The following is an 11,335-nucleotide window of genomic DNA, read 5'->3' as shown; positions in this document are numbered from 1 at the left end:
CCCGAACATTTTTGAGCCTGCTATTGCCAAGGCCCACAAGCGCGCCGCCTTTGCGGCAGCGGATTTGGCACTGGCGGCCTCTGGCACGGTGTCGCTGGAGCTGGCCGCCGCGGCCACGCCGATGGTGATTGCTTACAAATTCCAATGGCTGACCTGGCAGATCATGAAACGCATGGCGCTGATCGACACCGTGACGCTGGTCAATCTGGTAAGCGGTGCCCGCGTGGTGCCGGAATGCCTGGGACCGGAGTGCACGCCGGACAACATCGCTGCCCGGATGGCTGCGGTTTCAGCAGATCCTGATGCGCAATTGGGCGCCATGGATGTGACCATGCAACGTCTTGGCAAAGGCGGTGAAGAGCCTGGCCTGCGTGCCGCCCGCGCGGTCCTGGACCGTTTGCCCAGCCGGTAGAGCGGGAGCGCGGCGGAGGCTGATGCCTCCGCCACCAGAAGCCGCAGCGATGGCGCAGAACACCAGCGTCAGGCAGAAACGTTAAGCTCCGGACTACTGGCTGGGAAGCGCTTGGGGGCAGATCTGCCCCCAAGCGCTTGTGTACTTTGTTTCAAGGCTTCCGCGTCAAGGACCGGTCGAACTGGCGCGCAAAGGCTGCGCCTTCCTTGACCCGGTGTTGCTGTGTGACGCTTCAGTAGCCGCGCCAGATCCAGCCGCCGCCAAAGATGCGGCTGCCCTCCGTCGCGTAGAACACGCAGGCCTGGCCGGGCGAGACGCCTTCCTCCGGGGTCAGCAGTTCGACTTCAGCGGTGGTGCCGCTCAAGGGGCGGATGATAGCCTCGCGCGGAGGACGGGTGGAGCGGACCTTGACCTTCACATGCCACTCATCCTGCGAGGTGAAGGGCGCGTCGCCCAGCCAGTTGATCTCGCGAACGGGGATAGTGCGGGTTGCCAGCAGCGCCTTGGGGCCGACGACAACCTGTTTTTTGTCCACGTCAAGCTTGACCACATACAGTGGTTCGCTGAGGCCGCCGATGCCAAGGCCGCGCCGCTGGCCGATGGTGTAGTGCAAGACCCCGTTGTGGCGGCCCAGCACCCGGCCGTCGGAATGGACGATGTCACCCGGTTCCGCAGCACCGGGGCGCAGTTTTTCGATCACCCCGGCATAGTTTCCATCCGGCACAAAGCAGATGTCCTGGCTGTCGGGCTTGTCTGCCACGGCCAGCCCGTATTGCGCCGCCATCTCCCGTGTTGCGTCCTTGGAGGGCAGATGCCCCAGCGGAAAGCGCAGGTAATCCAGCTGTTCCGGAGTGGTGGAGAACAGGAAGTAGCTCTGGTCGCGGTTTGCATCCTCGGCACTGTGCAGCTCTGGTCCGTTTGCCCCCATCATGCGCTGGATGTAATGGCCGGTGGCCATGCAGTCGGCCTCCAGATCCTTGGCGGTCTCCAGAAGGTCCTTGAACTTGACCCGTTCGTTGCAACGGATGCAGGGAACCGGGGTTGCACCGGCCAGATAGCTGTCGGCGAATTCGTCAATCACCGCATCCTTAAATATGTTCTCATAATCCAGGACGTAATGCGGGAAGCCGCGTTCTTCGGCGACGCGCCGCGCGTCGTGAATATCGATGCCGGCGCAGCAGGCGCCTTTCTTGGCCAATGCCGCGCCGTGATCATAGAGCTGCAGCGTCACGCCGACCACGTCATAGCCCTGATCGGCCAAGTATGCAGCGACTACAGAGCTGTCGACGCCGCCCGACATGGCAACCACCACGCGGGTTTCCGAGGGCGGTTTCGCAAAGCCGAGCGAGTTTAGGTTTGAGTCGTGGTCCAGCGCCATGGGGCAGCTCCTGAAGGCAAGGGGGCAGGCGCCGCAGAATATAGGAAAATCCTACAGACTCTCAAGGGCCGTGGTTCACGTGCCGTTAAGCCTGATCGGAAATTCTTACGCCAGACCCGACGAACAAGATCTTCAGAGGGAAGTCAGAGGGAAGAAAGATGTTTTTGAAGAAAGTTGACGGGCCGCGCGCCGTCACCCTGCCGGATGGTACCATCATGACCCGGGCGGACCTGCCGCCGGAAACCACAAAGCGCTGGGTCGCTTCGCGCAAGGCCGCGGTGGTGCGCGGTGTTCTCTACGGCCTGCTGCCGCAGAAGGAGGCCATGCAACGCTACGGGCTGAGCGAGGAAGAGTTCCGAAGCTGGGTCGCCGCGGTTGCGGACCATGGCGAAGAAGCCCTGAAAACCACACGTCTCAAAAAATTCCGGGCACCGGAAGCAAAATAGTCAGGGCCGCCCTTGAGTTGCATTTGCAAATTAACCATCATGGTAACGAGGCATTAACTTTTTTCCACCAAGGTTAACAGGACCTGAGGGAAACAGTGTACAGGCGGAGAAAATAATATGCGCATTCTGCTGGTTGAGGATGATCCAACCACGGCCAAAAGCATCGAACTGATGCTGACCCATGCCAACCTGAACGTCTACTCGACGGATTTGGGGGAAGAAGGCATCGATCTGGCCAAGCTTTACGACTATGACCTGATCCTGCTGGATCTGGGGCTGCCCGATATGAACGGCCACGAGGTCCTGCGCCAGCTGCGCATGTCCCGCATTGAAACGCCCATTCTGATCCTGTCCGGAGCCGATGATACCGACAATAAGATCAAGGGCTTCGGCTTCGGCGCGGACGACTATCTGACCAAGCCTTTCCACCGCGAGGAACTGGTGGCGCGGATCCATGCGATTATCCGCCGGTCCAAGGGGCATTCGCAGTCTATCATCAAGACCGGCAAGATCGCGGTCAACCTGGATGCCAAGACAGTCGAGGCCGGCGGTAAGGCGGTGCATCTGACCGGCAAGGAATACCAGATGCTGGAGCTTCTGTCCCTGCGCAAGGGGACAACGCTGACCAAGGAGATGTTCCTGAACCATCTTTATGGCGGCATGGATGAGCCTGAACTGAAAATCATTGATGTTTTCATCTGCAAGTTGCGTAAAAAGCTCAGCAATGCAACAGGCGGCGAGAATTATATCGAGACTGTCTGGGGCCGCGGCTATGTTCTGCGCGACCCGCAGGAAGATCACATGGCAGGCGGCCAAAGGTTGGCAGTCGGCGCCTGAAAGGACGATCACCCGGGCGGCACGTGACCCCGTGCCGCCGGTTGCAAAGACCTGCCGGCTGGCAGGTCTTTTTGCTTGTTGCAGCTTGTTGCCGCCGGCCTGACGGATGCGCTGGACGCGGCCGGCCCGGCACCTTATCACGAAAGGGAAGAACGAAGAGGGACCGCGCGTGGTGCAGAAAACAGAAAAAGACGTGGCAAACCTGACGGCTGAAGACGCGCGGGCCGAGTTTCTGGCACTGGAAGAAAAACTGCGCGCGGCGGATCTGGCCTATCACCAGGCTGATGCGCCTGAGATCAGCGATGCGGAGTATGATTCGCTGAAACGGCGTTACCGGGCGCTGGCAGAGGTTCATCCGGTTCTCGCGGCGGTTGCCACACAGCTGGATGCGGTGGGGGCCCCGGTTGCCTCTGGCTTTGGAAAGATCCCTCACTCGGTGCGGATGCTGTCCCTGGGCAACGCCTTTGCCAACGAAGATGTCAGCGATTTCGACCGCAGCATCCGCAAATACTTGGGTTTCGGCCCGGCGGATGCGCTTTTGTTCACTGCTGAGCCCAAGATCGACGGGCTGTCGCTGTCCCTGCGCTACGAAAACGGCACTTTGATTCAGGCTGCAACCCGTGGCGACGGCAGTATCGGGGAAAACGTGACCGCCAACGCGCGTACCATCGCAGATATCCCGCACCAGCTTGAAGGGGCGCCGGAGGTGCTGGAGGTGCGCGGTGAAGTTTATATGAGCCATGCGGATTTCGAGGCGCTCAATGCCCGTCATGCGGAACGCGGCGGCAAAAGTTTCGCCAATCCGCGCAATGCCGCAGCTGGATCTTTGCGGCAGCTGGATGCGGAAATCACCCGGGCCCGGCCCCTGCGTTTTTTCGCTTATAGCTGGGGCGAGCTAAGTGAGGATTTGGCAGAAACGCAAATGGAGGCCATTGCGCGCCTGCACGCTCTTGGCTTCCAAACCAATCCGCTGACCCGGCTGTGTGCGTCGGTGGAGGAGATGATCGCCCATTACCGCAGCATTGAGGAACAGCGCGCGACACTGGGCTATGACATCGATGGCGTGGTCTACAAGGTCAACGATCTGGCACTTCAGAGTAGGCTTGGGTTCCGCTCCACCACGCCCCGTTGGGCGATCGCCCATAAGTTTCCGGCAGAGCTCGCCTGGACCCGGCTGGAGGCGATCGACATCCAGGTCGGCCGCACCGGCGCGCTGAGCCCGGTTGCCAGGCTCACCCCTGTGACCGTAGGCGGGGTGGTAGTGTCGAACGCCACCCTGCACAACGAGGATTACATTCAGGGCCGTGATTCAAAGGGTGAGGAAATCCGCGGCGGCAAGGACATCCGCATCGGTGATTGGGTTCAGATCTACCGGGCCGGTGACGTGATCCCGAAAGTGGCGGATGTGGATCTGTCCAAGCGCCGCGCGGAGGCGGTGCCATATGCGTTCCCGCAAACCTGCCCGGAATGCGCCAGCCCGGCGGTGCGCGAGGAAGGAGATGCCGTGCGGCGCTGCTCCGGCGGCATGATCTGCCCGGCGCAAGCGGTTGAAAAGCTGAAGCATTTTGTGTCCCGCGCGGCCTTTGACATTGAAGGGATGGGCGCCAAGCAGGTAGAGCAGTTTCATGCCGATGGATGGGTCCGAGAACCAGCGGATATCTTTGATCTGCAAAAGAATTACGGGTCCGGACTGCAGCAGCTGAAAAACCGTGAAGGCTGGGGAGAAAAGTCCGCCGACAACCTGTTTGCCGCCATCGAAGAGAAGCGCACCATTCCCTTGGCCAAGCTGATCTTTGCCCTGGGCATCCGCCATGCGGGCGAGGTTGCAGGCCGTGATCTGGCGCTGCATTACCGGGACTGGCAGGCAATGGCGGATGCAGTTGACGCCGCACGCCCGGCTGCGCTGGCGCATAGGGCAGCGGATGAGGCTGAAGAGGCTGAACGCAAAGCTGCCGCGGACGCGGGCCGCCGTGCCCGGATTTCAGAAACCCGGGCCGCTGCTGTCGCTGCTTGCGATGTCCCGGCTGAGGCCGCTGCCGCCTGGGCGGACCTCATCGGAGTGGATGGAATCGGCGCGGTGCTGGGCCTGTCTCTGTCCGACGCGTTTGCCAATCCCGACGAGCGCGCGGCCTTTGACCGGCTGGCGGTAAAGCTGACCATCATTCCGCCGGATGCACCGGCTGCAGAAAGCCCGGTGGCGGGCAAAACCGTGGTCTTCACCGGCACGCTGGAAAAGATGACCCGTGCCGAAGCCAAAGCGCGGGCCGAGGCGCTGGGGGCCAAGGTCTCCGGCTCGGTGTCCAAAAAGACCGATATTCTGGTGGCGGGTCCGGGCGCGGGGTCCAAGGCCAAAAAAGCGGCTGAGCTGGGCATCCGGACAATGGATGAAGATAGCTGGCTGGAGCTGATTGCAGAAGCATGAGCGGGCGTCCCGAAATCCTGTTTCCGCTGTTCGCCGGGGCCGAGACCTTGCAGGGGGTCGGCCCGAAGACTGCGCAGTCTTTCGCTCAGTTAGAGATAGAAACGCCGCGTGACCTATTGTTTTCGCTACCGTATTCGGTGGTGGATCGGAGGCGGCGCGATACTATCCGCGGGGTGGAGTTGCCCGCCGTAATTACGGTTGAGGTAACCATTGGCAGCCACCGTCCGGCCCGGAACCGCGGCGGCGCCTACCGCATTCATGCGGAAGACGCAGAGACCGAGTTCCAGCTTGTCTTCTTCCACGGCCGCAGCCGGTATCTGGAGGCGCAGTTGCCCGAAGGAGCGCGCCGCGTGGTCTCGGGGAAACTGGAGCTGTTTGACGGGCTGGCCCAGATGGTTCACCCGGATCATATGCTGCCGGTGGAAGCGGCGCACGAAATCCCGGAATATGAGCCGGTTTACAGCCTGACCCACGGGGTCACGCAAAAGACCATGTACAAGGCGGCGCAAAGCGCGCTGTCGCGGATGCCGGAGCTGGCCGAATGGATCGATCCGGCGCAGATGCTGAAGGAAGCCTGGCCAGCCTGGCATGAGGCGCTGCAAACGGCCCATGCACCGCAGGGCCCCGATGATTTGGACCTGCAGGCGCCGGCCCGGGCGCGGCTGGCCTATGATGAGCTGTTTTCCCACCAGCTGACGCTGGCGCTGGCCCGTCAAACCGAACGCAAAGTTCGCGGCATTCAAAGCGTGGCCTCAGGACGGCTGCAATCCCGCGTGCTGAAGGCGCTTCCGTACCAGCCGACCGGCGCACAAGCCCGCGCGATCGCGGAAATTTCTGGAGATATGGCCTCGGGCAAACGGATGAACCGGCTTCTGCAGGGGGATGTCGGATCTGGTAAAACACTGGTTGCCTTTATGGCTTTGCTGGTCGCTGTCGAAGCAGGCGGACAGGGGGTGATGATGGCTCCCACGGGTATTCTGGCGCAGCAGCATATGGAGGGGCTTGCACCGCTGGCAGAGAACGCTGGCGTTGTGATTGAGATCCTCACCGGTCGCGACAAAGGGGCGGAGCGCAGGGCCAAGCTGGCGGCGTTGAAACGCGGCGATATCCAAATCCTGGTCGGCACCCATGCGGTGTTCCAACAGGATGTGGAATTCCGCGACCTGCGGCTGGCCATTGTTGACGAACAGCACCGGTTCGGGGTGCGCCAGCGGATGGAGCTGGCGGAGAAAGGCAAGGGCGCTGATGTCTTGGTGATGACTGCCACACCGATCCCGCGCTCTTTGGCGCTGGCGCAATATGGCGACATGGATGTGTCAGTGCTGGACGAAAAACCGCCGGGGCGAAAGCCGGTTAAGACAGCTGTGATCAGCACCGAACGGATGCAGGAGGTGGTCGATCATCTGCGCGAAGCCATATCAGAAGGGCGCCAGTGTTACTGGGTCTGTCCGTTGGTCGACGAGTCCGAGCTGAGCGACCTGACCGCGGCGGAGGAACGGTTCAAGCATCTGCGCGCAATTCTGGGCGAAGGCACAGTGGGGCTGGTGCATGGCCAGATGCCGCCTGCCGAAAAGGACGCCGCAATGGCCGCCTTTCAGGCTGGGCAGACCAAGGTTTTGGTCGCCACCACGGTGATCGAGGTGGGAGTGAATGTGCCCAATGCCTCGATCATGGTGATTGAACGGGCAGAGATCTTTGGCCTGGCGCAGCTGCACCAGCTGCGCGGCCGGGTGGGACGCGGCAGCGCCCAGTCGACCTGTCTGCTGATGTATCAGCCGCCGCTGACCGAAGGCGGGCGCAAACGGCTGGAAGTTCTGCGCGAAACCGAGGACGGATTCCGCATTTCGGAAACCGATCTTCAGATGCGCGGGGCGGGCGACATGATCGGCACCGCCCAATCGGGTCTGCCGCGGTTCCGCATTGCCGATCTGGAACGTCAGGCCGGGATGATGGCGGTGGCGCAAAGCGACGCCCGGGCGCTTCTGGCCGCAGATCCCAAATTGGAAGGCAGCCGAGGCAAGGCCGCCCGAGTTCTTCTGTGGCTGATGAAGCAGGATCAGGCAATTCGTTTGATTTCAGTGGGTTAATAGCCATTCTTCTGCTTGTTCCCCTGTGGTGTTCCATTCTGTTCGCAAATGTTCTCAAAAAGTTCTTTACAGGCCTCCGAAATAATGAGAACAAAGGGGCAACAAACTTGCCAGAGAGCGAAGAGACTGACCGGAGGAGGCCCGAGCCATGATTGCACAGATCAAAACCACCATTCAGAATGCCCACTCGACCTTGCTGCAGGACGCTATAGGCGCGGCATCTTTGATGGTGATGCTGGTGGCTGCGCTGCATCTTCCCGGACTGCTTTGACCCGCGATTTTCATTCCTGATTGCATCTGCTGTGCCGGGCCGGCCCTTTCCTGTCCCGGACTGCCCGAGGGATCAACCGCCTGTCCCGATCCCCAATTGGATTGCCTAAACATCCAACCTGGCCTGCCCGGGTCCCGCACAGCAGAGCATGACTGCCGCCGCCATCCTGCCCGGATGCGCGGCGGTTTTTTACAGGAGGGGAAGGAGATTCCGCAGCCCTGTGCTTTGTGCAGGTGCAGGCACTGGTACGGATTTTCCGGATCACATATGCAGGGAGGCAAAGGGCCGCGTCAGGCGCATTGCTCCTTGGCGGCGGTTTGCATCGCCTCCAGCGTTGCCTCCAGCGCCAGCATGATCGAGGCATGGCGGTTTTTGAACTCGCGTGCGGGCTGCAGAACTTCCAGTCCGTCAAATGGCGCGTCCGGCACCGGGCCGTTTTGGGTCAGCATCGCCTTCAGCTGGTCGCGGGCGGTCTCGACCTCTTCCAGCGAGCGGCCGACCACATGGGCGCCCACCACGGCGGCCGAGGCCTGCCCCAGCGCGCAAGCCTTCACGTCCTGGCCAAATTCGGCGATCCGGCCGTCTTCCACAGAAATGTCGACGGTCACGGCCGAGCCGCAGAGCGGCGAGCGTTTCTTGACACTGGCGCTGGGGGATTCGAGTCTGCCGAGATGCGGAATATCCGCGGCCAGCGCCAGAATGCGCGTGGAGTACAGCTTGATCAGATCACTTTCGCCAGACATGTTTTCCCGGGCTTTCCCTGCTTGGTGGTTCCCCATACATAGGGAGCCGAACAGCAGATGCAAAAGGTTTTTGCCATGTCTATTGCCGCACCCTTTGATCCCGCCAGCCTGGTATTCAATGATGCCGGGCTGATCCCATGCATTGCGCAGGACCAAGCCTCGGGCGAGGTGCTGATGATGGCCTGGATGAACGCCGACGCGGTGGCGCGCACGCTGGAGACTGGAAAAGTCACCTATTGGTCACGCTCACGGCAGTCGTTCTGGGTCAAGGGAGAGACGTCCGGCCATCTGCAGGAGCTGGTGGACCTGCGGGTGGATTGCGACCGGGATTGCCTGCTGGCGCTGGTGCGCCAGACCGGAGCGGCGTGCCATACCAACCGGCGGACCTGTTTCTATACCGCGGTGCGGAATGGCGAAGAGCATGAGCTGATGAAGCCGATGGAATGACGGGGAACGGCCCTGAGGGGCCGTGCCTCCGGCGGGAGTATTTTCAACCAGAAAGAAGCGGCAAGCCTACCATTCCGCGGATGTCCTGCGGAGTGGCGCCTTGGGCGCGGTATTTGGCGATGGCGCGGGCGTCGTCGCGTTTAGCAAGGCGCTTGCCAGCCTCATCGCGGATCAAGCGGTGGTGGTGGTAGACCGGGGTGGGCAGGCCCAGAAGGCTTTGCAGCAGGACGTGGATCTGAGTTGCCTCAAACAGGTCGGCGCCGCGCACCGCGTGGGTAATGCCCTGGTCCGCGTCATCGATGACAACTGACAGGTGATAGGAACTGCCCATAGTGCGGCGTACCAGAATGATATCGCCTGCAGCTGTGATCAGCTGCTCCGGGTCCAAAGCGTGGAGGCCCTGAAACTCCGCTCCGGTTTCAGTGAAACAGCGCAGCTCAGCAGCTTTGACGGCTTTTTCCATATTCAGGCGGGTCACGTCACGGTCTGAGGTTTCAGACGGCTGCCGGTTACGGCAAGTGCCGGGGTAGATGCGTCCGTCGGGGCCGAACTGCGGCACGCCCTCCTGGGGGGCTCCGGCGGCTGTTTCAATATCAGCGCGGTTGCAGCGGCAAGGGTAGGTGAGGCCCATGGCAGTCAAGCGATCCACTGCGGCGCGGTAACGCGGCAGCCGGTCCGATTGCCGCATCACTGGCCGCGGCCAGGCCAGTCCAAGCCAAGCGAGGTCCTGATAAATCTGCGCCTCCCATCCGGCGCGCGCACGCGACTGGTCGATGTCTTCGATCCGCAGCAGGAACGCGCCGTTTTCAGCCTGCGCCATATCATGCGCCAGCAGCGCCGAATAGGCATGGCCGAGGTGCAAGGGTCCAGTGGGCGAAGGCGCAAAGCGGGTGGTGAATGTCACGCTTTCTCAATCACATAAACGGTAGACTTGAGGTTGATACCGGGCAGGTGGTCGCCGTATTCCCTAAATAGCAGCCGGGCTGCCGAACAGTCCAGCCAGTCATTGAGTTTACCGGTATAGGCGCGGTCCTCCAACGCGTGGTCATTGTAGGAGAAGGCAAACAGCCCGCCACGCTCCAGCGCGCGCATGATGATGTCGAAAGTGGCAGGCGGTGCCGCCCCCTTGCTGAGCAGACCGCAGCCGATGATGGCGCGGTAGGTGCCCGGCTTGACCGGCGTCTTGCCGGCAACATCCAGTTGGGTCAATTGCCGGTAGGTGTCCTTGGCCCGGGCCTGTGCCAGCATTTCGGGCGAGGGGTCCAAGCCGTCGACCACCTGATATCCGGCGAGGCGCAGCGCAAGTCCGGACAGGCCGGTACCGCAGCCGAAATCGAGGATCGGCGCGTCCGGCTCTGGCAGGTACTTCCACAGCGCCGCCGCGATCCGCCCCGGTGTGGCATAGCCGTTTTCAGCGATTTCCGCGTCATAGGAGGCCGCCCAGCTGTCATAATGATCCCGGGTCGCCTCTTCATTTTTCAGGCTGTAGGAGCTGTCGAGGAACTTTTTAATCATGCCCCAATCCTAGACCCGCAGTTTGCGCAGCGTCTAGGGAAAGTTGCTGAGCCAGTCCTGCCAGGATTCCTTGGCGCGGTCTGTATAGGCCTTGTAACGGTCCTTGCGGCCGCGGCGGCCGCCCTTGAGGCCGTCGACCGGGCGGAACAGGCCGAAGTTCACATTCATCGGCTGAAACGTCTTGGCCTCGGCGCCGCCGGTGATGTGGTGAATCAGCGCGCCCATGGCGCTGTCCTGCGGCACCGGGGGCAGATCGCGGCCAAGAATTTCCGCAGCGGCCAGGCGGCCTGCGAGGAGGCCCATGGCGGCGCTTTCCACGTATCCCTCCACACCGGTAATCTGGCCGGCAAACCGGATGTTCGGTTTCGACTTCATCCGCATCTGTGCGTCCAGCAGAGTGGGCGAGTTGATGAAAGTATTGCGGTGGATACCGCCAAGGCGGGCAAAGCTGGCGTTCTCCAGCCCCGGGATCATTTTGAACACCTCTGCCTGGGCGCCGTATTTCATCTTGGTCTGGAAACCGACGATGTTGAACAGCGTTCCCAGCGCGTTGTCGCGGCGCAGCTGCACGACCGCATGGGCCTTGACGTCAGGCTGATGCGGATTGGTCAGGCCCACCGGCTTCATCGGGCCGTGGCGCAGGGTCTCGCGGCCGCGTTCGGCCATCACCTCGATCGGCAGGCAGCCGTCGAAATAGCCCGCGGTTTCGCCCTCGTGAAACTCGGTTTTGTCAGCTGACAATAATGCGTCGATGAAGGCCTCGTACTGGTCCTTGTC

Annotated in this window: 11 protein-coding genes and 1 pseudogene; 7 read left to right on the top strand and 5 right to left on the bottom strand. The window is 61.7% G+C overall.

Annotation, left to right across the window (positions count from 1 at the left end; translation table 11 throughout):
- Nucleotides 1-412, top strand: a pseudogene (locus VOI29_RS17850) (lipid-A-disaccharide synthase); the annotation flags it as partial.
- 232 nt (nucleotides 413-644) lie between these two features.
- Here VOI29_RS17850 and mnmA read toward each other — a convergent pair.
- Entirely contained in the window at nucleotides 645-1,790 is a 1,146-nt protein-coding gene (gene mnmA / locus VOI29_RS17845; RefSeq protein WP_323781660.1) for a tRNA 2-thiouridine(34) synthase MnmA, read from the bottom strand.
- A gap of 158 nt (nucleotides 1,791-1,948) precedes the next feature.
- Here mnmA and VOI29_RS17840 point away from each other — a divergent pair, with 158 nt between their 5' ends.
- From VOI29_RS17840 to VOI29_RS17820, 5 genes are all read left to right on the top strand, one after another.
- Nucleotides 1,949-2,236, top strand: a complete 288-nt coding sequence (locus tag VOI29_RS17840; RefSeq protein ID WP_024090283.1) for a DUF1153 domain-containing protein — start codon at nucleotides 1,949-1,951, stop codon at nucleotides 2,234-2,236.
- A gap of 117 nt (nucleotides 2,237-2,353) precedes the next feature.
- Nucleotides 2,354-3,073, top strand: a complete 720-nt coding sequence (gene ctrA / locus VOI29_RS17835) for a response regulator transcription factor CtrA (RefSeq protein ID WP_323781657.1) — start codon at nucleotides 2,354-2,356, stop codon at nucleotides 3,071-3,073.
- Nucleotides 3,074-3,275: 202 nt separating this feature from the next.
- The gene (ligA, locus tag VOI29_RS17830; protein ID WP_323781664.1) at nucleotides 3,276-5,495 is read left to right on the top strand and encodes an NAD-dependent DNA ligase LigA; all 2,220 of its coding nucleotides are present in this window, start codon (nucleotides 3,276-3,278) and stop codon (nucleotides 5,493-5,495) included.
- A complete protein-coding gene (recG, locus tag VOI29_RS17825) occupies nucleotides 5,492-7,582 on the top strand; it encodes an ATP-dependent DNA helicase RecG (protein ID WP_323781654.1) in 2,091 nt (696 codons plus the stop codon). Before ligA ends, recG begins: the two co-directional genes overlap by 4 nt.
- Before the next feature lie 148 nt (nucleotides 7,583-7,730).
- Nucleotides 7,731-7,853 (top strand): hypothetical protein, encoded by a 123-nt coding sequence (locus tag VOI29_RS17820; RefSeq protein ID WP_024090279.1) that lies wholly within the window; start codon nucleotides 7,731-7,733, stop codon nucleotides 7,851-7,853.
- Between the two features lie 290 nt (nucleotides 7,854-8,143).
- On the opposite strand, the gene VOI29_RS17815 is transcribed toward VOI29_RS17820, so the two are convergent.
- Entirely contained in the window at nucleotides 8,144-8,596 is a 453-nt protein-coding gene (locus tag VOI29_RS17815) for an iron-sulfur cluster assembly scaffold protein (protein WP_323781651.1), read from the bottom strand.
- Between the two features lie 57 nt (nucleotides 8,597-8,653).
- Between VOI29_RS17815 and hisI the strand changes: the two genes are divergently transcribed.
- Entirely contained in the window at nucleotides 8,654-9,043 is a 390-nt protein-coding gene (gene hisI, locus VOI29_RS17810; protein ID WP_323781648.1) for a phosphoribosyl-AMP cyclohydrolase, read from the top strand.
- Nucleotides 9,044-9,086: 43 nt separating this feature from the next.
- Here hisI and gluQRS read toward each other — a convergent pair whose 3' ends face one another.
- The 3 genes from gluQRS to trmFO all read right to left on the bottom strand — a co-directional run.
- Nucleotides 9,087-9,947 carry a tRNA glutamyl-Q(34) synthetase GluQRS gene (gluQRS, locus tag VOI29_RS17805; RefSeq protein WP_323781646.1) on the bottom strand — a complete coding sequence of 287 codons (861 nt, stop codon included), beginning with the start codon at nucleotides 9,945-9,947 and terminating at the stop codon, nucleotides 9,087-9,089.
- On the bottom strand, nucleotides 9,944-10,558 hold the full coding sequence (locus tag VOI29_RS17800) for a class I SAM-dependent DNA methyltransferase (RefSeq protein ID WP_323781643.1): 615 nt from the start codon (nucleotides 10,556-10,558) through the stop codon (nucleotides 9,944-9,946). Before VOI29_RS17800 ends, gluQRS begins: the two co-directional genes overlap by 4 nt.
- Nucleotides 10,559-10,591: 33 nt before the next feature.
- Nucleotides 10,592-11,335 (bottom strand): methylenetetrahydrofolate--tRNA-(uracil(54)-C(5))-methyltransferase (FADH(2)-oxidizing) TrmFO (trmFO, locus tag VOI29_RS17795; RefSeq protein WP_323781640.1); only part of this gene is annotated, 744 nt, incomplete at its 5' end.

Source organism: Leisingera sp., assembly GCF_034669605.1.
Lineage (GTDB): Bacteria > Pseudomonadota > Alphaproteobacteria > Rhodobacterales > Rhodobacteraceae > Leisingera.
The sequence above is the reverse complement of the archived record's forward strand: the minus strand, read 5'-3'. Positions and strand labels throughout refer to the sequence as shown.